Below are 24129 nucleotides of genomic sequence, written 5' to 3'. Positions count from 1 at the left end.
AATAAATGAAACTTCTCCGTCGCCATGCGCACAGACAGGCAGTGCATAGTGCCTGACGGGGCTGTATTACAGTGGACTCTAGTCAAGATACTAACGCCAACGGCTACATGGCTTCGCGTCACACGGCCCAACGCCGGCGGGAAACTTGCCGGCGGCTGTGCTGAAAGGAACCCGCAATGCCAGTGTCGGTCGCAGTTGCCGCCGTGACGTTTGACCGTCCCCGTGAGCTTGCCGTCCTCCTGAACGCGATCAACGGCCAGACGGCGCCCGTGGCGTCCATTTGCCTTGTTGACAGCGGCACCGTGCCGGCCGCGGACGTTGCCGGACAGCACGAAAATGTGGACTACATCCGCTCGGAAGCCAACCTCGGCGGCGCCGGCGGATTTTCCCTGGCCGTCCTGAAAGCGGTGGCAAGCGGCGCTGACTGGATCTGGATGATGGACGACGACGCCGAGCCGGCGGATCCCGCGTGCCTCGCCACCCTGATCCGTGAGGCGGAGGCTCGGGACCTGGAGGCGGTGGTTCCGCTCGTGGTGGCACCCGGGCACCCCGACAGGCTCTCCTTTTTCTTCCGCCTCGACGGCAAGGTGACCCACGACCGGGGCGCGCTGGAGAAGGTGGGATTCCTTCCGAACGACGGCCACTTCTTCAACGGCGCACTGATCCGCTCCGATGTCTTCTTCAAGGTTGGCCTGCCGGACATGCGCCTCTTCATCCGCGGTGACGAGGTGGACTTCACCATCAGGCTGCGCAAGGCAGGCGTCCGCTTCGGCACGGTCACCACGGCAGCCATCACGCATCCGCACGCCTTCTCCGAAACCAAGCACGTCTTCGGCGCCCGCTGGCACGTCATCGTCCCCGAGACTGCGTTCAAGCGCTATTACTACTACCGCAACCGCGGCTATCTGATCCGCCGCCACTTCCGCGTCAAATCATTGGTTGCCGACGTCGGCGGCTACCTCGGCTACTTCCTGCGCCGCGGCGATTTCCGCGGCTTGGGCGACTGGTTCAGGGCATTCTCGGCAGGACTCCGGGGCAAGGGGTTCGGTCCCCTGAAGGACCAGACGTTCTAGGGTTGGCGCCCGCGCCCGGCTGACGCGGCAGCTAGCCCTGCCCGCGGAGCCGGCGCCGAACCAGGAGCCCGAGTAGGACCCAGGGTTCACCGAACACCCGGTAGGCGACCCGCCGCGGATGCAGCAGGAGCCGCCACGCCCACTCCAGGCCGAGGCGGCCAAGCCAGCGCGGCGCCAGCTTCTGGATTCCCGCAATCTGCTCGATGGCACCGCCAACAGCGCAGTAGACCGCGGGAGGAAGGGAGCCGAGGCGGCGCCGCAGCACCTTTTCCTGCAGGGGCATCCCCAGTCCGATCAGCACCAGCTGCGGCCGCTGTACGGCCAGCCAGGCGGTGACCTCCTCTTCGAGCTCCTCGTCCCAGCCCTCGCCCGGCATGCCGGAGACGGACGCCCCGGGCGCAATAGCCTGCAGCTTGGCCACGGCCTTGGCGTTGGCCACCGGGCCGGCCCCGACGACGGCGATGCTTCTCAGGCCGCTGACCTGGCCCAGCGCGGGAATCCAGTCAGTCGACCCCAGCCGGTAGTCCATGACGGGTCCGGACAGCTTCCGTCCCCTCCCCCAGAGCCACAGAACGGGCGCGCCGTCGATCAGCACGACGTCGCTGTCCTCGTACAACGTGCGGAATTCCGGTTCGGAATGGAAGAGCGTCACGCTGTGGAGGTTGTGTCCGACGACGGTGCGGGTGGTTCCGTCGGCCACGAACTTGTCGAGGACTTCCGTGAGTCCGGCGACGTCCAGCGGCGTGGCGTCCACACCGAGGACCGGGATGGGTTGCCGCTGGAGCATCATTCCGTGCCGGACGCTTGGTCGCCGTCCCCGGGACGGTCCGCCGGATCCTCAGCCTCGTCGGTATCGCCGGCGCCGGACGGTTCCGGGCCGTTGCCCTGGAGATCGAGCACGCCGGGAACCACTTCCCGCAGCCGTTCCAGGCTCACGGCTCCCTCGCGGACAACACGCAGTGGCAGTGATGTCGCGTCCACTATGGTGGACGGCAGTGCGTCCGTTCCTTCCACCGGGCGGAAACCGCCCTCAAGGTAGACTTCCACGGATTCTGCCAGCTGGGAACGGGCCTCGAATGCAGTCTGGGCCGGGGCCTGCCCGGTCCTGTTTGCCGACGACACGGCCAGCGGCCCGGTCAGGGTCAGGAGGTCCTGAGCCACTTCATCCGCCGGAATCCGGAGGGCCACGGTGCCCTTAGTCTCGCCAAGGTCCCAGTCGAGGGAAGGCTGGGCGTGGAATATGAGCGTCAGGCCGCCGGGCCAGAAGGCCTCGGCCAGCTGGCGGGCTTCGGTAGTGACATCGGTCGCCAGGCCATCGAGGGCGTTGAGGCGCGGAATCAGCACCGGCGGGGGCATGTTACGGCCGCGGCCCTTGGAAACCAGCAGCATGGTGACAGCCTGCGGCGAAAATGCGTCGGCTGCGATCCCGTAGACGGTATCCGTGGGGAAGACGACGCACTTCTTCTCGAGGATGGCACGCCGTGCGTGGGCCAATCCTGCGGTGCGCTCGTCATCGGCTGTGCAGTTATACGTAGTGGTCACTGCCTCATTCTTTCATTACTGCGCGGGCGGTTAAGCAAGGACGGCGCTGGTGGCCCGTTCCTTGCCGTTGAGGTCCAGGTGCGTGGTCACCTCGGACCACCGTCCCGTTCCGGCCAGCATGGCGGAAATCCATGCGGCCTGGACTTCGGCGTGTTCCATGACGAAGTAGCCGCCCGGAACCAGCAGCCTGGCCGCGGAGGCCGCGGCCGCCGTCGGAAGTTCCATGCCATCCGCTCCCCCGCCGTACAGTGCCTCGGGAGGATCGTGGAGCGCCACTTCGGGCTCGTTCGGAATTGCCTCGGCGGGAATGTACGGCGGGTTGGACACGACGACGTCGAAGGTTCCGTTGAGCTCCGGCAGCGCGTCCCGCAGGTCTCCCCGGACGAGCGTTACGCCGAGTGGCTGGAGGTTTTTCGCGGCCCAGGCATGCGCAAATTCGCTGTACTCGACCGCATGGACGGCCGCTTCGGGCACTTCGTGCGCCACTGACCCTGCGATGGCCCCGGACCCCGTGCCCAGATCCACGACCTTGGGCCGGGCCACGCCGGCGCGGAGAAGGTCCCGGAGCCGGTCGATCACCAGCTGGACCACGGACTCTGTTTCCGGGCGGGGGATGAAGACGCCGGGACCCACCGCGAGTTGAAGGTAGCGGAAATGCGCGACGCCGGTGATGTGCTGCAGCGGAATCCGGCGGGCCCGTTCGGCCACCAGTTCCGCATAGCCGGCCGGCGCCGGGGCATCGCCCCGCAGCATGGCGCGCAGCCGTCCGAGCCCGACGCCCAACAAGTGGTCGGCCAGCAGTTCGGCGTCGACCCTCGGGCTGGGAACGCCGGCATCGGCAAGAATCGCAGTGGCCTGGCTGACGGCATCGGCCAGCGACTGGCCGGTGCCGGCCGTCATGTTCTCGGGCGTCATGGGGTGTTCAGCGCTTCCCGGCTAGTCGCCGATGGCGTCCAGGCGTGACTGCTCGTCCATCTCGATGGCCGACTGGATGACCGGCTCAAGGTCGCCGTTCATGACCTGGTCCAGGTTGTAGGCCTTGTATCCGGTCCGGTGGTCCGCGATCCGGTTCTCCGGGTAGTTGTACGTGCGGATCCGCTCGGAACGGTCCATCGTGCGGATCTGCGACTTGCGCTGGGCGGAGTTCTCGGCGTCGATCTGCTCCTGCTGGTGGGCAAGGATGCGGGCGCGGAGAACGCGCATGCCCGCTTCGCGGTTCTGCAGCTGGGACTTCTCGTTCTGCATGGCCACCACGATGCCGGTGGGAAGGTGCGTGATACGGACCGCGGAGTCCGTGGTGTTAACGGACTGGCCGCCGGGTCCCGAGGACCGGTAGACGTCGATCTTGAGATCGTTCTGGTTGATTTCGAGCTCTTCGGGCTCGTCCACTTCAGGCAGCACCAGAACGCCGGCAGCCGAGGTGTGGATGCGCCCCTGCGACTCGGTGACGGGAACGCGCTGCACGCGGTGCACGCCGCCCTCGAACTTCAGCCGCGCGTAGACGCCCTCGGCGGGATCGTTCGAATTGCCCTTGATGGCCACCTGAACGTCCTTGTAGCCGCCAAGGTCAGATTCGTTCGCGGAAATCATTTCCGTCTTCCAGCCGCGGGTTTCCGCGTAACGGGTGTACATCCGCAGCAGGTCGGCAGCAAACAGGGCAGCCTCGTCGCCGCCTTCACCGCCCTTGACCTCAAGGATCACGTTGCGGGCATCGTCAGGATCGCGCGGGATCAGCAGCCGGCGCAGCTTTGCCGCGGCCGTCTCCAGCGCGGCCTCAAGCTCGGGCACCTCCGCGGCAAACTCGGGATCCTCGTCAGCCATTTCCTTCGCGGCCGCAAGGTCATCCTCGATTCCGTGCCAGGCATGGTACGCCTCGACAATGCCGTTCAGCTGGGCTGAGCGCCGCCCCAGTTTCCGGGCGAGCCGCTGGTCAGCATAAACAGCAGGATCCCCGAGCTGCGCCTGGATAGCATCATGCTCATCAAGCAGGCCCTGTACGGACTCAAACATTTTCAAAACCTCTTTCGACTCTTACAAGTCTAGTAACTGCAACGCGGGGTCACTTACCGCCCATTTCAAGGGTCCTATTGGGCTCGATGTGACCCCGCGTTGCTTTTGAAGCGGAGGAACCGGTTAACGCAACAACCGCCCGGGAAATTGGCGGCCCGGGAAGGGCCGCCAATTTTCGGGCGGTTACGCGGCGCTATTTGTCGTTATCGGACTTCGCACCAAGCGTCGTCTTCTGGACCTGCATGAGGAACTCGACGTTGCTCTGGGTCTCCCGGATCTTGTTGGTCAGCAGCTCAAGGCTCTGCTGCGTTTCGAGTCCGGAGAGGACGCGGCGCAGCTTCCACATGATCTTGACTTCCTCGGGGGAAAGCAGGTTCTCTTCGCGGCGGGTACCGGACGCGTTGACGTCCACGGCCGGGAAGATGCGCTTGTCAGCCAGCTGGCGGGACAGGCGGAGCTCCATGTTGCCGGTGCCTTTGAACTCTTCGAAGATGACCTCGTCCATCTTGGAACCGGTCTCCACGAGGGCCGTTGCCAGAATGGTGAGCGAGCCGCCGTTTTCGATGTTGCGGGCTGCACCGAAGAAGCGCTTCGGCGGGTACAGCGCGGCGGAATCGACACCACCGGACAGGATGCGGCCGGAGGCCGGTGCTGCCAGGTTGTAGGCGCGGCCCAGTCGGGTCATGGAGTCGAGGAGCACCACAACGTCCATGCCCATTTCCACGAGGCGCTTGGCGCGTTCGATGGACAGTTCGGCAACGGTCGTGTGGTCATCCGCGGGACGGTCGAAGGTGGAGGCAATGACCTCGCCCTTGACGGTGCGCTGCATGTCCGTGACTTCTTCAGGACGTTCGTCAACGAGCACCATCATGAGGTGGACCTCAGGATTGTTGGTGGTGATGGCGTTGGCGATGGACTGCAGGATGAGCGTCTTGCCGGCCTTTGGCGGCGAGACGATCAGGCCGCGCTGGCCCTTGCCGATCGGGGCAACCAGGTCGATGACGCGGGGGCCGATCTTCTTGGGGTCGGTCTCGAGGCGCAGGCGCTCGGACGGGTAGAGCGGCACCAGCTTGGCGAACTCGACGCGGTCCTTGAGCTCTTCGGAGGTCTTGCCGTTGACTGACGTCACGCGGACCAGGGCGTTGAACTTCTGGCGCGCCGTCTGCTGGCTGCGGTCCTCGCCGTCGCGGGGGGCGCGGATGGCGCCGACGACGGCGTCGCCCTTGCGCAGGTTGTACTTCTTGACCTGGGCGAGGGACACGTAGACGTCGTTGGGACCGGGCAGGTAGCCGGAGGTCCGGATGAAGGCGTAGTTCTCCAGGACATCCAGGATGCCCGCTACGGGCAGGAGGACGTCGTCCTCGGTGACCTCGACGTCGTCGACGTCCGGTCCCTGGGCCCGTCCGCGGCGGCGGTCGTTGCGGTCGCGGAAACGGTCGTTACGGTCGTTGCGGGCGTTGCCGTCACGGCTGTCCCTGCTGTCGGACCGCTCGTTGCGATCGTTCCGGTCGCGGCGGTTGCGGCGGTTGCGGCGACTGCCGCCCTCGGCGTCATCGCTGTCCCGGCTGTCGTCACGGCGGTTGTCGCGGCCGGTGGAGGTTTCTGCAGCCGCCTCGCGGCCACCGCGGGTGCGGCTGTCACGGCGGTCAGTGCGCTGCCCGCCGTCGCCGGCTTCGCCGCCCTGTTCGCGGGTCTCAGCAGCGCGGGGCTCGGCGGCGCGGGTCTCAGTGGCGCGAGTCTCAGGTGCAGCGGCTTCCGCCGGAGCTTCGACGGGCTCGCCGGCCTGCGGGGCCGTTGCGGCGGCCTCACCGCGGCGGCGGTTGCGGGTACGCGGCTGGCGTCGCTCGGGAGCGCCTTCCGCGGCGGCCGGCTCTGCTGCCTCGGAAGGCGCCGGAGCAGCTGCGGCCTCGGCGGCAGCCTCGGCTGCGGGCTCCGCAGCGGGGGCGGACACCACGCCGTCGCTGACCGCACGGCGGCTGCGGCCGCGGCCACGTGCCCGGGTCCCTTCCTGGGCCGGGGCTTCGGTGGCGTCGGCGGCCGGAGCCGCCGGGCTTGCCGCAGCAACGTTGTTGTCAGTTGCCTTCTCGGCAGCCCGGGCCGGAGCCTTGCTGGCCGAAGAGCCCGCGCGGTGCGCGGAAATAGCCGAGACCAGGTCTCCCTTGCGCATGCGGGAGCCGCCGGAAATTCCGAGCTGGCTGGCAAGAGCCTGCAGCTGGGCGAGCTTGAGGCCTGCGAGGCCACTGCTCTTGGCGGGTGCTTCCGTCAACGATCCGGAAACAGAAGATGATGTGTCCACAGCTGGCGACAGCTCAGTGGTTTCGGTCACGAAGGATCCTTCCCCCTCGACGGCGTCCAGACTAGGAGCTGGACGCGATGATTTGATCTGGGCTGCAGTTCAGATCTGCAGCCGTGATTTCGGCCTTGCCGGATGGAATTCGCGGCAGAGCCGGATACTGATCACCTTCAACGCTCCGAATAATGGAGGAGCGGCGGACTGACAGGTCAGGAACAGAAAAGTTTCTGCAATTTCCTGCGTCAGGCCAAGCAGGTGGCACCGAAAATATTGCGCAATAAGAGATCGAAGCAACAGCAGATCGAAACAGTCGGGGACCAGATAGGCAACACGGCCAATTTCAGGGTCTTTGACTGCACGGTCTCTTGACTGCAGGGCCTCTCGACTACAGAGTCGCCGTCTAACTGCATAAACTGCGTTGACTGACTGCGGGGTTACCGCCGGTGCACTCCCACTTTAGCACCTTCAACGTCCACTGCCAGCTTCATCACACGCCAGTTGATGTCCGGCGTGTTCGCGGCCGTAAACGCGCCGATGAACTCAAGGATGGCCGCCGCCTCCGCCTCGCCGTTCGCCAGGACCAGGACGGTGGGTCCTGCTCCGGAAACAACGGCTGCGTGCCTGGCTCCGCGCAGGGCCTTGATCAGTACAGCACTTGGCCGCATGGCCTCCGCACGGTAGCTCTGGTGGAGGTAGTCTTCGGTGCCGGCGAGCAGGAATTCCGGCTTTTGTGTCAGCGCATGGATCAACAGCGCGGCCCGTCCGGCATTCATGGCGGCGGCGTGGTGACCGATTGACGCCGGAAGCAACGCGCGCGCAGCTTCCGTGGACAGTTCATAGTCCGGAACCGCGACGATCGGAATGACCGCTTCATCCACCGTGGCGCACGTGCTGCTGTACTGGTCACTGTCCTGCCAGGACAGCGCCAGGCCGCCGTAAATGGCGGGAGCGACGTTGTCCGGGTGGCCCTCCATCTCGCTCGTGAGCTGCAGGATCCAGTCCTTGCCGCGGCGGGACTCCTCGGGAACCAAAGCATTCGCTGCGGTGACCGCCGCGACGACGGCAGACGCCGAGGAACCCAGGCCGCGGCCATGCGGGTTGACGTTGTCTGCAGTGATCCTGAGGCCGTCATGGCGGTACCCGAGGCGGTGCAGGGCTTCGGTGATGGCCTTGACCACCAGGTGGCTGGCGTCGCGGGGCAGCGTTTCCGCGCCTTCGCCGCTGAGCTCGAACTCGAGCTGGCCGCCAGCCAGCGTCTCCACCGTGAGGGTGTCGTGCAGCGACAGGGCCAGTCCCAGGCTGTCGTATCCGGGGCCCAGGTTGGCGCTGGTGGCCGGCACCTGTACGGTCACCAGCTGCCCGGCCGGGACTGCCGGCGCGCCGGCGGCAGACTCGGCCGGGACTGTGAGGGTGGTTTCCAAGGCTATTTGTCTTCCAGTCCCAGTTCGGCGGCAACAGTCACGACGTCGTTGGACACCTTGACCGGCTGCACGTCGGATCCGTCTTCGGTGCGGAGAGCCCACTGGGGGTCTTTCAGCCCGTGGCCGGTGACCGTGATGACTATGGTCTTGCCGGCGGGGACCTCGCCCGCAGCGTGCTTCTTCAGCAGGCCAGCGACGCCGGCGGCGGAACCGGGCTCCACGAAGACGCCCTCCTTGGCGGACAGCCAGCGGTGCGCGGCGAGGATCTCGTCGTCCGTCACGGCATCGATGAAGCCGCCGGACTCATCGCGGGCAGCGATGGCGCCGTCCCACGAGGCAGGATTGCCGATCCGGATCGCCGTGGCGATGGTGTCCGGCTCCGTGATGGGGTGGCCGGCCACAAACGGTGCGGCGCCGGCTGCCTGGAAGCCCCACATCTGCGGAGTCCTGGTGGAAACAGCGGGAAGGGTGCCGGCAGTCTCCGACTCGAAGGGCGCGGAGTACTCCTTGTAGCCCTTCCAGTAAGCGGTGATGTTCCCCGCGTTGCCGACGGGCAGCACGTGGATGTCCGGGGCGTCGCCGAGCGCGTCCACGATTTCGAAGGCACCGGTCTTCTGGCCCTGGATGCGGGCCGGGTTGACGGAGTTCACCAGGAAGACGGGGTAGGACTCCCCCAGCTTGCGGGCGATGTCCAGGCAGTTGTCGAAGTTACCGTCGACCTGCAGCAGGGTGGCTCCGTGCGCGATGGCCTGGCTGAGCTTGCCCATGGAAATCTTGCCCTCAGGGACCAGAACGGCGCACTTCAGGCCGGCGGCGGTGGCGTAGGCCGCGGCCGACGCGGAGGTGTTTCCGGTGGAGGCGCACACCACGGCCTTGGCGCCTGACGCCACGGCAGCAGTCATGGCCATGGTCATGCCGCGGTCCTTGAAGGATCCGGTGGGGTTCATGCCTTCCACCTTGAGGTAAACCTCAGAGCCGGTCAGCTCGGACAGCTTCTGCGCGTGGACCAGCGGCGTGCCGCCCTCACCGAGGGTGATGACCTTGGTGGATTCCGTTACGGGCAAACGATCAGCGTATTCGCGGATGACACCGCGCCATTGGTGAGCCACTTAGACTCCTTCTACCCGCAGTACGGATGTAACGGAATTGATGACGTCAAGGCCTTTGACGGCCTCGACGGTTGCTGCCAGTGCAGCTTCGGTTGCGCGGTGCGTCACGATCCGCAGTTCCGCGGATTCGACGTTCGAGTCCGCATCGCGGTGGATGGTCTGGCGCATGGTTTCGATGGAGACGTTGTGCTCGGCAAACAGCTGGGCGATCCGGGCCAGGACGCCGGGCTGATCCGCAACATCCAGGCCGATGTAGTAGCTGGTGTGCACGGCGTCAATCGGCAGTGCCGGGACGTGACCGGTCGTGGATTCAATGCGTCCGGGGCCGCCCAGGACGATCCGGCGGGCAGCAGAGACGAGATCGCCCAGCACGGCGGACGCCGTCGGGGTTCCGCCGGCGCCCTGGCCGTAGAACATCAGTTCGCCGGCATTCTCGGCCTCAATGAAGACGGCGTTGAAGGCCCCGCGGACGGCCGCCAGCGGGTGCTCGCGCGGCAGGAGGGTCGGGTGGACGCGGACGGAGACGCCGTCGTTGCCCTCAACGTCGGTCAGCTTCTCGGCGATGGCCAGCAGCTTGATGACGAATCCGGCCTCTTTGGCCGCCGCGATGTCGGCGGCACTGACGCGGGTGATGCCCTCGCAGTGGACGTTCGCCAGGTCGAAGCGTGTGTGGAAGGACAGGGACGCCAGGATCGCAGCCTTGGCCGCGGCGTCCAGGCCTTCGACGTCGGCGGTCGGATCGGCCTCGGCGTAACCGAGCCGCTGCGCCTCGGCCAGGGCGTCGGCGAACTGCGCGCCAGTGGAGTCCATCTGGTCGAGGATGAAGTTGGTGGTGCCGTTGACGATTCCCAGGACCCGGGTGATGCGGTCACCGGACAGGCTGTCGCGGATGGGGCGCAGGATGGGGATGGCACCTGCCACAGCGGCTTCGTAGGAGAGCTCGACGCCGGCCCGGTCCGCCTCTTCGTAGAGTGTGGGGCCGTCCGCGGCGAGGAGGGCCTTGTTGCCGGTGACAACGCTCGCGCCGTTCTGGATGGCCGAGAGGATCAGCGAACGGGCCGGCTCGAGGCCGCCCATCAGCTCGATCACGAGGTCGGCATCCTTGGCCAGGGTCTCGGCGTCCGTGGTGAACAGCTCACGCGGCAGTTCCACATCGCGCTCGGCGTCGAGGTTCCGCACGGCGATGCCGGCCAGCTCCAGGTGCGCACCCGTCCGGGCGGCCAGGGCGCCGGCGTCGTCCAGGAGAATCCGCGCGACCTGAGCCCCGACGTTGCCACAGCCCAGCAGGGCTACTTTCAGGGTTCGCAATTCGGTCATTCAGGCTCCCATGTCGCGGTTTAGCAGATCTTCTTCGGTTTCCCCGCGGACAATAAGCCGGGCAGCTCCGCCGCGCACAGCGACAACGCCCGGCCGGGCCAGATAGTTGTAGTTGCTTGACAGGGCCCAGCAATAGGCGCCGGTTCCCGGTACAGCGAGCAGATCACCGGCTGCCACGTCCTCGGGCAGATATACATCTCTAACAACTATGTCGCCGCTCTCGCAATGTTTGCCCACTACGCGGGACAGCTGCGGCGCCGCGGCGGAGGCCCGGGAGGCGAGAATGGCCGAATAATCCGCGTCGTAGAGCACCGGACGGGCGTTGTCGCTCATTCCGCCGTCCACCGACACATACCGGCGGGGGTGCGTAACGTTTTTTGGTCCTGATTCGGCGTCCCCGGCGGCCGGAGCGTCCACCCGGACGGTCTTGAGCGTGCCGACCTCGTACAGCGTGAACGTGCTGCTGCCCACGATGGCGCGTCCAGGCTCGATCGAGATCCGCGGGGCGGAAATACCCAGCTCAGCGCATTTTGAGCGGACGACGGCGGCCATCGCCTGCGCGATTTCGGCTGCCGGGCGGGGCGTGTCCACCGGCGTGTAGGCGATGCCGTATCCGCCGCCGAGATCGAGCTCGGGAAGCTGGATGGAATACTTCTGCTGCATCTCGGCGAGGAAGCCCAGGAGTTTCTCCGCCGCCAGCGCAAAGCCGTCGGGTTCGAAAATCTGCGAGCCGATGTGGCAGTGCAGTCCCAGCAAGTCAACGCCGGGATAGCTGGTGGCCGCGGCCACGGCTTCCTCGGCTGCCGACAGCCCTGCCTGCTCCGTGGAGTCTCCCGCCATGGAGAGGCCGAACTTCTGGTCCTCATGGGCGGTGGCGATGAACTCGTGGGTGTGGGCGTGCACTCCGGGTGTCAGCCGCAGCATGACCTTGGCGGTCTCGCCCCGGCCGGAGGCGATTTTGGCCACGCGGTCCAGCTCATCCAGGCTGTCCACCACGATCCGGCCAAGCCGCATGTCGAGGGCCCGGTTGATCTCGGCGTCGGACTTGTTGTTGCCGTGCAGGCCCAGGTTGGCGCCGTCGATGCCGGCGCGGGCGGCGACGGCCAGTTCACCACCGGAACACGTGTCGAGGCGCAGGCCTTCCTCCGCCACCCACGTGGCCACGGCCGTGCACAGGAACGATTTGCCGGCGTAGTAGACGTCCACTCCGCCGCAGATGTCGGCAAAGGCCGCGTCGAAGGCATCCTTGAAGGCCCGTGCGCGGGCCCGGAAGTCGGACTCGCTCATGACGAACAGCGGCGTGCCGAACTGTTTCTTCAGCATGCTGACCGGAATGCCGTCGAGGGCGAGTTCGCCGTCGTCGTTCCGCTCCACTCCGGCAGCCCACATGGCCGGGTGCAGGGCATTCAGGTCCGACGGCACCGCGAGCCAGTCCGGGGCGAGCGGCGAGGACTGGTTCAAAGCATGTGCGGTCATTCAGTTCACATCCGTTCCGGCGCGGAGACGCCAAGCAGGTCCAGTCCGTTGGCCAGCACCTGGCTGGTGGCGTCGTTGAGCCACAGGCGGGTGCGGTTGAGATCGGTGACGGCCTCGTCGCCCAGCGGGGCAACGCGGCAGGCGTCGTACCACCGGTGGTAGGCCCCGGCGATGACCTCGAGGTGGCGGGCCACCCGGTGGGGCTCGCGGAGTTCCGCGGCCTTGGCCACGATGGACGGGTAGCTGCCGAGGTAGGACAGCAGCTCATTTTCCGTGGCGTGGTGCAGGAGCGAGGCGTCGAACGCGCTGCGGTCCACGCCGGCGGCCACCGCGTTGCGGGCCGTGCCGCGGGAGCGGGCGTGCGCGTACTGCACGTAGAAGACCGGGTTCTCGTTTGAGTGCTTCTTGAGCAGCTCCGGGTCCAGGGTGAGGGGCGAATCGGCCGGGAAGCGGGCCAGGGAGTAGCGCACGGCGTCCTTGCCCAGCCAGGAAATCAGGTCCTTGAGTTCGATGATGTTGCCGGCGCGCTTCGAAAGCTTGGCGCCGTTGACCGAAACGAGCTGGCCGATCAGAACCTCGATGTTGACCTCGGGGTCATCCCCGGCGGCGGCGGCAATGGCCTTGAGCCGGTGGATGTAACCGTGGTGGTCGGCACCCAGCAGGTAGATCTTTTCGGTGTAGCCCCGGTCCTTCTTGGACAGGTAGTAGGCCGCGTCCGCCGCGAAGTAGGTCGGTTCGCCGTTCGCGCGGATCATCACGCGGTCCTTGTCGTCTCCGAAGTCGGTGGTGCGCAGCCAGACGGCACCGCCGTCGTCGAACACGTGGCCCTGTTCGCGCAGGCGGGCAACGGCACTTTCGATGGCCCCGGCGTCGTGCAGTTCCTGTTCGGAGAAGAAGACGTCGAAGGAAACGCCGAAGTCCGCCAGGGTGTCCTGGATGTCCTTCAGCTGCGCCTGGTAGGCCGCCGTACGGATGACCGGGAGGGCCGCCACGTCCGTCAGCTCACGGATGTCCGGGTGCCGGGTCAGCACCTCATGGCCGAGGTCGCGGATGTACTCGCCCGGGTAGCCGCCCTCGGGCACGTCCCGGCCGTGAAGGCGCGCGAGGACGGAGTTGGCGAACACGTTCATCTGGGTGCCGGCGTCGTTGATGTAGTACTCGGCCGTGACCTGCGCACCGGAGGCGCGCAGGACGCGGGCGATCGAATCACCCAGCGCCGCCCAGCGGGTGTGCCCGATGTGCAGCGGCCCGGTGGGGTTGGCGGAGACGAACTCCATGTTGACCGTGTGGCCCGCGAGCGCGGAGTTGGTGCCGTACTCCGCTCCGGCCTCCACGATGGCTTTGGCGAGCGCCCCGGCCGCAGCCGCATCCACGGTGATGTTAAGGAAGCCGGGACCGGCAATGTCCACGGCCGTGACGCCGTCGATCTCCTTCAGCCTGGTGCTGAGGACGCCGGCGAATTCGCGCGGGTTGGTTCCCGCCTTCTTGGCCAGCTGCAGGGCGATGTTGGTCGCCCAGTCGCCGTGCTCCCTGTTCTTGGGTCGCTCCACCAGGACGGCGTCGGGAACCGCCGACTCGGAAAGGGCGATGTCGCCTGCTGCGACGGCGTCCTTCAGGCAGGTGGATATGGCGAGGGAGAGTTCTTCGGGAGTCACATTCCTAGACTACCGGGGGCCCCGCCCTGTAGCGGAATCCGGAGGGGACCCGGGTCCCCTCACCGGGCCCCTCGTCGTCACAGCTAAGAGTAGGGAAATTCACAGTGTGAACGCTTAGCCTGATTTGAGCGTCTTGCACCCGGTAAGTGCCCGTACAAACGAAACGAGACACCGTGAATTCTTCGGTCCGCAAAAGCGTCTACGCCGGCATCGCCGGACTGTCCCTTGCCGGCACGGTGGCGGGATGCGCGCCTTCGGCCCAACAGCCCGCCGCCCAGGAAAGCCAGTCCCCCGAATCGTCGGCCACAGCCGCATCCGGCTCGTCGTCCACCGCACTGGCGTCGTCCGGTGCAAGCTACAAAGACGGCACCTACAAGGCCGACGGCACCTACAAATCCCCGAACGGCACGGAAACCGTGGGCGTGCAGCTGACGCTGGCCAACGGCACCGTGACCGCCGTCGAGATCACCGAGCACCCGTCCAACCCGAACACGCGCAAGTTCCAGGGCGAGTTCGCGAGCGGAATCGCGGAACAGGTGGTGGGCAAGAGCCTCGATGAGATCAAGGTCTCCAAGGTGGCAGGGTCATCCCTGACCAGCGGCGGCTTCAACCAGGCAGTCGAAGAGATCAAGTCCCAGGCACTGTAGGAAGCTGCGGGGCGGCATGGGAGACACGACTTTGAACCGCAGGCAAAGGAGAGCCCATGCCGCACGCAGGCTGGCACAACTTCAACTTTGACGGAATCGGAACCAGCTGGGAGATTTCCACTCCCGCACCCCTGGGACCCGGACCTCGCAGCCACGTGCTCGCCGAGGTGGAGCGCTACGACTCCACCTGGTCCCGGTTCCGCGGCGATTCGCTCGTGTCCCGGATGTCCGCGCGGACCGGGCATTTCGAGTTTCCGGCCGAAGCCGGGGCCCTGGCACCGCTTTACCGGATCCTGTACGCCTTGAGCAACGGCGCCATGACCCCGCTCATCGGCGGAAGCCTGGAGCAGCTGGGGTACGGGCCGGACTATTCCCTCCGGCCACGCGGCGCCGCCACGCCACCGCCTGCCTGGGATGATGTCCTGGAATGGCGGGGAACCTCAGTGACCGCCAAAACGCCCGTAGTGCTGGACATCGGGGCGGCAGGAAAGGGCCAGTTGGTGGACCTCCTGGCCGACGTGCTGCGGGGCCACGGCGTCAACGAGTTCGTCATCGACGCGAGCGGCGACCTCCTGAACAGCGGAAGCCCCCCGGTGACCGTGGCGCTCGAGCATCCCTACGACTCAAGCAAGGCGATCGGCATTGTGGCGCTCGGCACCGGCGCCCTGTGCGCCTCGGCGTCTAACCGCCGTGCGTGGGGTGACGGCCTTCACCATGTCCTGGACGGCACCACCGGGGTCCCGGTCCGGACGGTCGTGGCCACCTGGGCCATGGCCGGAACCGCGTTGGAGGCCGATGCCCTGGCCACGGCCCTGTTCTTCGTCCCCGGCGAGGTGCTGGAGCGCCATTTCCGTTTTTCCTGGCTTAAGGTTTTTTCCAACGGCAGCGCGGAGTACTCCGCGGAATTCGAAGGGGCACTGTTCGCATGAGTTCCACGACCTCCCCGGAGCGGACCTCGCCGGCCACTGCGGTGGATGCCTTTCTGGGCAGATTCACCATGTACCGGCTGGTGCTGATGGTCCTGGCCATCCTGGCCGCCTACAGCCTTGTCCTCGACGCCCTTGGCTGGCTGACGTTCGGCATTCCCCACCTCCTCGCCCACCTGACGCTGTGCGTGGGGCTGACCTATGCCTCGAACCGGGCACTGGCCGCCCTCTTCCGAGTCCGCCCGCATTCCGAGTCATCCCTGATCACCGGGCTGCTGCTCTACTTCCTGTTCTGGCCCACCCAGTTCGGGCCGACGTTCACCGCCGTGGACCTTGCCGGCGTGGCCCTGGCCTGCGTGCTCGCGTCCGCCTCAAAATATGCGCTTGCGTGGCGCGGCCGGCATATTTTCAATCCGGCAGCAGCGGGGGCGTTCATCACGGGCCTGACCGGGCTGAACATCGCCACATGGTGGGCGGGGACCCCGGCGATGCTGTGGCTGCTGGTTCCCGGGGTGCTCCTGGTGCTCTACCGGACTCGGAAAATGCTGATGGCCGCAGTCTTCACCGCCGTGGCCACGTCCATTGTCGCGGCCGGGCTCCTGCAGTCGGGAGTGGACCCGGGCGGGGCCGTTTGGCAGCCCCTGGCGCAGAGCCCCGTCATTTTCTTCGTCGGGTTCATGCTCACCGAACCGCTGACGCTGCCTCCGCGGCGCTGGCAGCAGCTGGTGCTGGCCGCCGTCGTCGGAGTCCTGTTCGCCACCCCCTTCAACTTCGGCATCGTCGCGAACTCCCCCGAGCTGGCGCTGCTGGCCGGCAACCTGCTTGCCTTTTTGGCCGGTCAGCGCGGAAGCGTCCGGCTGCTGTTCACACACTCGCGCCAGCTCACGCCGACGACGACGGAATTTGTCTTCGAACCGCGGCGCCCCCTCCGCCACGCCCCCGGCCAGTACCTGGAACTGGACCTCCCGCATGCCAAGCCGGACGGAAAAGGCCGACGCCGGGTCTTCAGCCTGACGAGTCCCCCCGCTGCGCGGCATGTGAAGATCGGCGTGGGCACTGCCGAACCCCTCTCGGCAGCCAAGCAGAAACTCCTGGCGCTCCAGCCCGGGGATGAACTCACGGCCACCACGGTGGCAGGGGATTTTGTCCTGCCGCGACGATCCAACGGCCCCGTCCTGCTGATCGCCGCGGGAATTGGCATCACGCCGTATCTTGCGCACCTCTCCGACGGCTCGGCCGAGGAGCGGGACGTCATCCTGCTCTACCTCGCCCGCAACGCCTCCGAGCTCGCCTATGCGGCGGAGCTGAAGGACTCCGGAGCACGCATCATCGCCCGGCTTGCCGACGGATCGGCTCCCCCGGACTTCATTGAGGACGGCGGCGCAGTCGGAGGGTCCGGCGCGAGGCTGGACGGCCAGTCGCTGCAGCGCCTGGTCCCCGACATTGCCCGTCGCCAGGTTTTTGTTTCGGGTTCACCGGCCAGCGTGGGCTCCCTGCGGCGGGCGGCACGGCAGGCCGGCGCGCGGCGGATCCATGTGGACTCGTTCGCGGGTTACTGACGGCCCGGTGCTGACACGCGCCGCGGGCCCGCGCCGGTTTTCCATTCAGGCCCACCTTCCTGCTAAGCTCTAGGACGTCCGCCGGGAACGGCAGGATCCCTGACTGCCCTCGTAGCTCAGGGGATAGAGCGTCTGCCTCCGGAGCAGAAGGTCGTAGGTTCGAATCCTATCGAGGGCACAGAAATAACCCCGTCACTTCAAGGAAGTGGCGGGGTTTTCCGCATCTGGAGTGAAACCCTCTCCTCAGTGCGCCTGAAGAGAATTGTCGGTGTCCGCTCGTAGGCTGACTTGCATGTTCTGCTCAATCGTTCCGCCCTACCTGCTGCGACGCCTGGCTGCGCAGGATTCCCCGCGTCTCTCGGCCGTGGCCCGGGCAGCCAAGGAGGCCCTGCTTCACGTCCGGACCGTTCAGGCTGCCCGCGCGGCCACGACGCCCCAGCCTCCCCCGGGCATGCGCCAGCCGCAGCCGGGCCCCGTCGACAGATCCGTCTTCGACGCCAAGTCCGGCGAGTCGCTCCCCGGCCAGCTCGTCCGCAAGGAAGGCGAGGCACCCGCCGGCGATCCTGCCGCTGACGAGGCCTACGACGGCCTGGGCCATACGCATAGCCTGTACGCCGACGTCTTCGGCCGGAATTCCATCGACGGGCTTGGAATGCCGCTGAAGGCCACGGTCCACTTCGGCAAGCTGTATGACAACGCCTTTTGGGACGGCCAGCAAATGGTATTCGGGGACGGCGACGGCGAAATCTTCGAACGCTTCACGCGGTCCATCAGCGTGATCGGCCATGAGCTGGCCCACGGCGTGACCCAGTTTTCGGCCGGGCTCGCCTACCGGAACCAGGCCGGCGCCATCAACGAGTCCGTCTCCGACGTTTTCGGTGCCCTGGTTGAACAGTATGTCCGGAAGCAGTCCTCCGCCGAGGCCAGCTGGCTGATCGGCGAAGGCCTCTTCACGCCTCAGGTCGAAGGCTCGGCCCTGCGCTCCATGAAAGCTCCCGGGACCGCATACGACGACGACGTCCTGGGCAAGGACCCGCAGCCTGATTCCATGGACTCTTACGTCCGCACCAGCGCCGACAACGGCGGCGTCCACATCAACTCCGGCATCCCCAACCGGGCGTTCTGCCTCGTGGCGCTGGCCTTGGGCGGCAATGCGTGGGAGGCGCCGGGACAGATCTGGTACGACACACTGACGGGCGGATCCCTCCCCCCCAAGGCCACATTCAGCGCGTTTGCCAAGGCCACGGCGGCATCGGCGCTGGAACTGTTCGGTGCCGACTCGGCGGAGCATGACGCGGTGCGCAAGGCGTGGGAAACTGTGAAGGTAAAGCTCTAGCTGACCGCCGGGAGGGCGGGCCAGTCCTCCTCCCGGCAGCCGCTGAAACCCAGGAAGCTTGCCATGAAGATCACAGTGGAGCGCAGCGGAGGGATCGCGGGGATGACCCGTACCTGGACCGTGCAAGCCACGACGACCAGCGACCGGAGCCACTGGCGGCCCATCGTCGAGGCCTGCCCGTGGGATGCCGTTCCTGACTCCCGGCAGATTCAGGACGGGCAGCCCGACCTGTTCATGTATTCCATCCGAGCCGGCGAACACCGCGCCACGCTCCCGGAAAGGGCCGTGACCGGTCCGTGGCGCGTACTGGTGGACACTGCCAGGGCTGCGGCAGAAGATTCGCCACACGGAAGCGCCCGGGGCGGATTCCGCACCTAGCCGGATTCCGGCCTGGCCGGATTCCGTTCCTGGCCGGATTCCGTTCCTAGCCCGCCGGCGCCAGCTGGCCGCGGAACGCCCGGCGGTAGGACTGCGGGCTGGTGTCCAGCACCTTGGCGAAATGGTGACGGAGCAGCACCGGGTGGCCGAATCCGGACTGCCTCGCCACTTCATCGATGTTCAGTTCGGTGGACTCCAGGAGCTCCTGGGCCCGCAGCACCCGCTGGGAATTGAGCCAGGCCGCCGGGGTGGCGCCCGTCTCGGCGCGGAACCGGCGGGCGAAGGTCCTCGGCGACATGTGCACGCGGGCCGCCAGTTCTTGGACGGGATGTTCGTCATCCAGGTTCTGGACCATCCACCGCAGCAATTCCTCCATGGGCTGCGAGCCGCATTCAGGCATGGGGCGGTCGATGAACTGGGCCTGGCCGCCGTCACGGTGCGGAGGAACCACCATGTCCCGGGCTATTGCGGCCGCCACTGCGGCGCCGAACTCGACCCGGACCAGGTGCAGGCAGGCATCGATGCCCGCCGCCGTTCCGGCGCTCGTGATGATCCGGCCGTCCTGGACATAAAGGACGTTTTCATCCACCAGGGCCTTCGGGAACTGCGCGGCGAGGTCACCCGAATAGTGCCAGTGCGTGGTGCAACGGCGTCCGTCGAGAAGGCCGGCGCGGGCCAGCGCAAACGCTCCGGAGCAGATGGACATCACCCACGCGCCTCGCTCGTGGGCCGACCGTAGCGCCTCGAGCACTTCTTCGGAAACGTCCTCCTCGCGGCCGTAAGGCGCCATGATGACGAGGTCGGCATCTGCCGCCGCCTCCAGTCCGCGGCTGACGTTCATGGTGAGGCCCGACTTGAGCGGGATATCCCCGGGAACGGGAGTGCAGACCCGGAAATCAAACTGCGGTACACCGGTTCGCCGGTCCGATCTGTCAATGCCGAACACTTCAAAAGCAGTGCCGAACTCGAAGATCGAGAAGTGCGGAACCGTGATCAGGGCTACTGACTTAAGCATGTATCTATTGTGGCAGAAATTTTCCCTTTTTAGGCATTTCTGCCACTTCTTTCTGATCTGCCGGAAGAGAACCATGGAGCTATGGAAATCTTCGGAATCGCCCTCGTAGTCCTGGTCCTCATCTCGGTAGCTGCCACGTTCACCGCCGTTCTTCGGGACGGACGCGGCCACACCCCTCCCGAGTATTCGATCCGGGACTGGTCAGCACTGGACCTGCCCAGCAGCAGCTACACCACGCGCATCATCTAGTTGCACGCGGATACGAACACCACCACCGTCCACCCACCCAAAACCGGCAAGAGGGACCAGGCTCTATTCGAGCCCGGTCCCTCCTTCTGTTATGACGTGTAGGGGTCCGGCAGCCCGTTTCGAAAGCCGTGGCGTGCTGACAGTTCCAAGTAGACTGGATCCAGCCATGACTCTTCATATCTCCTACCCCGCCGAGCTGCCGGTCTCCGAGCGCCGCGAGGACCTGATGGCCGCCATAGCCGCCAACCAGGTGACCATCATTGCCGGTGAAACCGGCTCCGGAAAAACCACGCAGATTCCGAAGATGTGCCTGGAACTGGGCCTGGCAGACAACGGCCTGATCGGCCACACGCAGCCGAGGCGCCTGGCTGCCCGCACCGTGGCAGAGCGCATTGCCTTCGAACTCGGCGTCGAGCTCGGCCAGGAAGTGGGCTTCCAGGTCCGGTTCACTGGCGAGGTCAGCCGTTCCACCAAGGTCAAACTGATGACCGACGGCATCCTGCTGGCGGAGATCCAGCGGGACAAGCTACTGCGCAAATACAACGCCATCATCATTGACGAGGCCCACGAACGCAGCCTCAACATCGACTTCATCCTCGGCTACCTCAAGCGGATCCTGCCCCAGCGCCCGGACCTGAAGGTGATCATCACCTCCGCCACCATCGACCCGGAGCGGTTCGCGAAGCACTTCGGCAGCGACGAGGATCCCTCCCCCATCATCGAAGTCTCCGGCCGGACCTTCCCGGTGGAAATCCGGTACCGGCCGCTGTCCCAGCCGGCAGGCGGCGCCACCGGTGACGATGCGGACGCGTCCGACGACGAACTCGAGGAGGACCGGGACCCGCTCGACGCCGTCTGCGACGCCGTCGACGAATTGGCCCTGGAGGCACCGGGCGACATCCTCATCTTCTTCTCCGGCGAGCGCGAAATCCGGGACGCCGCGGAAGCCCTGAACGCCAGGATCCAGTCCAACCGGCGCCTGGCCGGCACCGAAGTGCTGCCGCTCTTTGCCCGCCTGAGCCTGCAGGAACAGCACCGCGTTTTCAACCCGGGCAGCAAACGGCGGATCATACTGGCCACCAACGTTGCCGAGACCTCCCTGACGGTGCCCGGCATCAAGTACGTCGTTGACACCGGAACGGCCCGCATCTCGCGCTACTCGCACCGGACAAAAGTGCAGCGCCTGCCGATCGAGCGGGTTTCGCAGGCATCGGCTAACCAGCGCTCCGGCCGCTGCGGCCGCGTGTCGGACGGCATCGCGATCCGGCTCTACTCCGAGGAGGACTTCGAGTCCCGGCCCCTTTACACGGACCCGGAGATCCTGCGCACCAACCTGGCGGCCGTCATCCTGCAGATGACAGCCATGGGCGTGGCGCGCGGCCCCAAGGACATCGAGAACTTCCCGTTCGTCGAGCCGCCGGACTCGCGCGCCATCAACGACGGCGTCACACTGCTCCGGGAGCTCGGCGCCCTGAGCGCCGCACGGGCAGGCGACGGCACCGCCGATGCGGGCGGCAACGGTTCGGGCCGCAACGGCGGCGGGCTTACCGCCGTCGGGCAGAAACTGGCGCAGCTTCCGGTCGACCCGCGGCTGGGCCGGATGATTGTCGAGGCCGGAAAACTTGGCTGCGTCCGGGAGGTCATGATCCTGGCGGCCGCCCTCACCATCCAGGACCCGCGCGAACGCCCCACGGACAAGCAGCAGCTGGCCTCCGAGAAGCACGCCCGCTTCCGCGATGAGAACTCGGACTTCACGGGCTTCCTGAACCTCTGGAACTACATCCAGGAAAAACAGCAGGAACTCTCGTCCACGCAGTTCCGCAGGCTCTGCCGGAACGAGTTCATCAACTACCTGAGGGTCCGCGAATGGCAGGACCTCTTCGCGCAGCTCCGGCAGCTTGCCCGCCCGCTCGGCATCAGCCTGGACAACAAGCGGCAGGCGGACCCGGTGGGCAATTACGAGGGCATCCACATCAGCCTGTTGTCCGGGCTCCTGAGCCACATCGGAATCCTCGACGAACGCAAACGCGAATACGCCGGAGCCCGCGGCACCCGCTTCGCCATCTTCCCCGGCTCGGCGCTCTTCAAGAAGTCACCCACGTTCGTCATGGCCGCGGAACTGGTGGAAACCAGCAGGCTGTGGGCCAGGGTAGCCGCCAAGTTCGAGCCGGCCTGGGCGGAGCAGGCAGCCCCGCACCTCGTTAAGCGCAGCTACAGTGAACCGCACTGGTCCACCAAAATGGGTTCGGTCATGGCCTACGAGAAGGTCACCCTCTACGGCGTGCCCATCGTTGCGCAGCGGCGCATCAACTACGGCAAGGTCGACCCCGTCCTGGCCCGGGAACTCTTCATCCGCCATGCATTGGTTGAAGGCGACTGGAAAACCCACCACAAGTTCTTCCACCGCAACCGCGCGCTCCTGCAGGAAGTGGAGGAGCTCGAAGCGAGGATGCGCCGGCGCGACCTGCTCGTGGACGACGAAACCCTCTTTGAGTTCTACGACGCCCGGGTAGGCAAGGACGTCGTTTCGGAGCGGCACTTTGACAAGTGGTGGAAGGAAGCCCGGCAGCAGGACGCGGCGCTGCTGGACTTCGACCAGTCGCTGCTCCTGAGCGACGACGCCGACGCCCTCGACGAATCCGCCTATCCGAAAACCTGGCTGCACAAAGGCTTCGAGCTGCCCCTCAGCTACGAGTTCCACCCTGTGGCACCGGGTTCTCCGCCGAATCCCTCGGACGGCGTCACCGCGGAGGTGCCCGTCCTGTTCCTCAACCAGCTCGATGATGCCGCATTCCGCTGGCTGATCCCCGGACAGCGCGTGGAGCTGGTCACCGCGCTCATCAAGTCGCTGCCGAAGCAGATCCGCAAGAACTTCGTGCCGGCCCCGGACGTCGCCAGGCAGGCGGTGGCCGCGCTGGAGGCCGATTTCGATCCCGCCGACGACGATCTTGAGCAGTCCCTGGAGCTGGTGCTTCGCCGGATCCGCGGGCACGTCATTCCGCCCGGCTCCTGGAACTGGGACGCGGTCCCGTCTCACCTCCGCGTGAGCTTCAAGGTGGTGGACAGCCGCGGCAAGGTGTTGGACGAAGGCAAAGACCTGGAAGCCCTCCAGGAACGGCTGGCACCCGCCACTCGGCGCGCCATCGCCGAATCCCTGGGAGCCACGCCCGCCACCGCCGCGCCGCGGACCTCGAAAAAGGGCACGCCGCAGGCGGCCGGCCAGAGCGGCGGCCCGTCTGTTCCCACGGGATTCGCCGAACAGTCCGGCCTGACAGAGTGGTCTTTCGGCGCGGTGCAGCGCCAAGTCAGCGTCACCGTCAAGGGCCACACCGTGACCGGCTACCCCGGACTCGTGGACGAAGGGGCGTCCGTGGCCCTGCGCGTCTTCCAGTCCGCGTCCGAGCAGCAGGAAGCCATGCGCGGCGGCGTCATCCGCCTCCTGGCCCTGCGGGTTCCGGCGCCGGACCGCTACGTCCTGGAGCACCTGAACAACACGGAGAAACTGACCTTCAGCCAGAACCCGCACGGATCGGTGTCGGCCCTCATTGCCGACTGCGCCCTCGCGGCAGTGGATAAGCTCACGCCCCCGGAACTCCCATGGGACAGGCCCTCCTTCGACGCCCTCTACGAGCAGGTGCGCGCGGAGCTGATTGACACCGTCTTCAGTGTCACCGCCGTGGTGGAACGCATCCTGGCCAGCACGCGCCGGATCGAAAAGCAGCTCAAGAGCACCACCAGCCTGGCGCTCATCAGCGCGCTCAATGACGTCCGCAGCCAGCTCGAGCAGCTGGTGTTTCCCGGTTTTGTGGCCCGCACGGGGTATGCACAGCTGAGCCAGCTGCCCCGCTACCTCGCCGCCATTGAAAAGCGGCTCGAGAAGCTGCCCGGAAACGTCCAGCGCGATGGGCTCAATATGGCGGCTGTGCAGCGGCTCGAAGACGAATACGACGACGCCGTGTCAGCCCTGCTGCCCGGGCGCCGTGCCGGCGCTGAGCTCACCCAGGTGCGGTGGATGCTCGAAGAACTCAGGGTGAGCCTGTTCGCCGTCGAACTCGGCACCGCTTATTCCGTCTCGGAGAAGCGGATCCGCGCCGTGCTGAACAAGGCCCTGGCGGCCTAGCCC

At 66.5% G+C, this 24129-nt stretch carries 19 protein-coding genes and 1 tRNA gene; 9 read left to right on the top strand and 11 right to left on the bottom strand.

Translation table 11 applies throughout. The features are described from left to right. The first annotated feature begins 176 nt into the window (after positions 1-176). Positions 177-1073 (top strand): glycosyltransferase, encoded by an 897-nt coding sequence (locus ABFP37_RS04565; protein ID WP_078026708.1) that lies wholly within the window; start codon positions 177-179, stop codon positions 1071-1073. 31 nt (positions 1074-1104) lie between these two features. Here ABFP37_RS04565 and ABFP37_RS04560 read toward each other — a convergent pair whose 3' ends face one another. The 10 genes from ABFP37_RS04560 to argS all read right to left on the bottom strand — a co-directional run bounded on the left by ABFP37_RS04560 (position 1105) and on the right by argS (position 13896). Next, positions 1105-1863 carry a WecB/TagA/CpsF family glycosyltransferase gene (locus ABFP37_RS04560; protein WP_078026709.1) on the bottom strand — a complete coding sequence of 253 codons (759 nt, stop codon included), beginning with the start codon at positions 1861-1863 and terminating at the stop codon, positions 1105-1107. After that, positions 1860-2615 carry an L-threonylcarbamoyladenylate synthase gene (locus tag ABFP37_RS04555; RefSeq protein ID WP_078026710.1) on the bottom strand — a complete coding sequence of 252 codons (756 nt, stop codon included), beginning with the start codon at positions 2613-2615 and terminating at the stop codon, positions 1860-1862. The genes ABFP37_RS04560 and ABFP37_RS04555 overlap by 4 nt, the downstream gene beginning before the upstream one ends. A 30-nt stretch (positions 2616-2645) precedes the next feature. Next, positions 2646-3530 (bottom strand): peptide chain release factor N(5)-glutamine methyltransferase, encoded by an 885-nt coding sequence (prmC, locus tag ABFP37_RS04550; protein ID WP_347032854.1) that lies wholly within the window; start codon positions 3528-3530, stop codon positions 2646-2648. A 21-nt stretch (positions 3531-3551) separates the two neighbouring features. After that, positions 3552-4625 carry a peptide chain release factor 1 gene (gene prfA / locus ABFP37_RS04545; protein WP_078026711.1) on the bottom strand — a complete coding sequence of 358 codons (1074 nt, stop codon included), beginning with the start codon at positions 4623-4625 and terminating at the stop codon, positions 3552-3554. A 193-nt stretch (positions 4626-4818) separates the two neighbouring features. Beyond that, positions 4819-6951, bottom strand: a complete 2133-nt coding sequence (gene rho, locus ABFP37_RS04540; protein WP_078026712.1) for a transcription termination factor Rho — start codon at positions 6949-6951, stop codon at positions 4819-4821. Between the two features lie 401 nt (positions 6952-7352). Then, a complete protein-coding gene (thrB, locus tag ABFP37_RS04535; RefSeq protein ID WP_347032853.1) occupies positions 7353-8339 on the bottom strand; it encodes a homoserine kinase in 987 nt (328 codons plus the stop codon). A 2-nt stretch (positions 8340-8341) separates the two neighbouring features. Next, positions 8342-9448, bottom strand: coding sequence for a threonine synthase (thrC, locus tag ABFP37_RS04530; protein ID WP_078026714.1), 1107 nt, complete (start codon positions 9446-9448; stop codon positions 8342-8344). Then, positions 9449-10765 (bottom strand): homoserine dehydrogenase, encoded by a 1317-nt coding sequence (locus ABFP37_RS04525; RefSeq protein WP_347032852.1) that lies wholly within the window; start codon positions 10763-10765, stop codon positions 9449-9451. Beyond that, positions 10766-12241 carry a diaminopimelate decarboxylase gene (gene lysA, locus ABFP37_RS04520; RefSeq protein ID WP_347032851.1) on the bottom strand — a complete coding sequence of 492 codons (1476 nt, stop codon included), beginning with the start codon at positions 12239-12241 and terminating at the stop codon, positions 10766-10768. Between the two features lie 5 nt (positions 12242-12246). Further along, positions 12247-13896, bottom strand: a complete 1650-nt coding sequence (gene argS, locus ABFP37_RS04515) for an arginine--tRNA ligase (protein ID WP_078026717.1) — start codon at positions 13894-13896, stop codon at positions 12247-12249. Between the two features lie 173 nt (positions 13897-14069). Here argS and ABFP37_RS04510 point away from each other — a divergent pair, with 173 nt between their 5' ends. The 6 genes from ABFP37_RS04510 to ABFP37_RS04485 all read left to right on the top strand — a co-directional run bounded on the left by ABFP37_RS04510 (position 14070) and on the right by ABFP37_RS04485 (position 18742). After that, entirely contained in the window at positions 14070-14543 is a 474-nt protein-coding gene (locus ABFP37_RS04510) for an FMN-binding protein (protein WP_347032850.1), read from the top strand. Positions 14544-14599: 56 nt separating this feature from the next. Next, positions 14600-15472 (top strand): FAD:protein FMN transferase, encoded by an 873-nt coding sequence (locus ABFP37_RS04505; protein WP_347032849.1) that lies wholly within the window; start codon positions 14600-14602, stop codon positions 15470-15472. Then, positions 15469-17028: a hypothetical protein gene (locus ABFP37_RS04500; protein WP_347032848.1), complete on the top strand. Its 1560-nt coding sequence runs from the start codon at positions 15469-15471 to the stop codon at positions 17026-17028. Before ABFP37_RS04505 ends, ABFP37_RS04500 begins: the two co-directional genes overlap by 4 nt. A 105-nt stretch (positions 17029-17133) precedes the next feature. After that, a tRNA-Arg gene (locus ABFP37_RS04495) sits at positions 17134-17206 on the top strand. A gap of 114 nt (positions 17207-17320) precedes the next feature. After that, a complete protein-coding gene (locus ABFP37_RS04490; RefSeq protein WP_078026721.1) occupies positions 17321-18364 on the top strand; it encodes a M4 family metallopeptidase in 1044 nt (347 codons plus the stop codon). Between the two features lie 63 nt (positions 18365-18427). After that, the gene (locus ABFP37_RS04485) at positions 18428-18742 is read left to right on the top strand and encodes a protealysin inhibitor emfourin (protein WP_347032847.1); all 315 of its coding nucleotides are present in this window, start codon (positions 18428-18430) and stop codon (positions 18740-18742) included. Between the two features lie 46 nt (positions 18743-18788). On the opposite strand, the gene ABFP37_RS04480 is transcribed toward ABFP37_RS04485, so the two are convergent. Next, positions 18789-19757, bottom strand: coding sequence for a helix-turn-helix domain-containing protein (locus tag ABFP37_RS04480; RefSeq protein WP_078027947.1), 969 nt, complete (start codon positions 19755-19757; stop codon positions 18789-18791). Between the two features lie 81 nt (positions 19758-19838). On the opposite strand from ABFP37_RS04480, the gene ABFP37_RS04475 reads away from it, so the two are divergent. After that, positions 19839-20006, top strand: coding sequence for a hypothetical protein (locus ABFP37_RS04475; RefSeq protein WP_181038383.1), 168 nt, complete (start codon positions 19839-19841; stop codon positions 20004-20006). Between the two features lie 166 nt (positions 20007-20172). Continuing rightward, positions 20173-24126 carry an ATP-dependent RNA helicase HrpA gene (hrpA, locus tag ABFP37_RS04470; RefSeq protein ID WP_347032846.1) on the top strand — a complete coding sequence of 1318 codons (3954 nt, stop codon included), beginning with the start codon at positions 20173-20175 and terminating at the stop codon, positions 24124-24126. Positions 24127-24129 lie beyond the last annotated feature (3 nt).

The organism is Burkholderia sp. RS01 (assembly GCF_039748055.1).
Lineage (GTDB): Bacteria > Actinomycetota > Actinomycetes > Actinomycetales > Micrococcaceae > Arthrobacter.
Note: the sequence above shows the minus strand (reverse complement) of the source record. Positions and strands in the feature narration are given on the sequence as shown.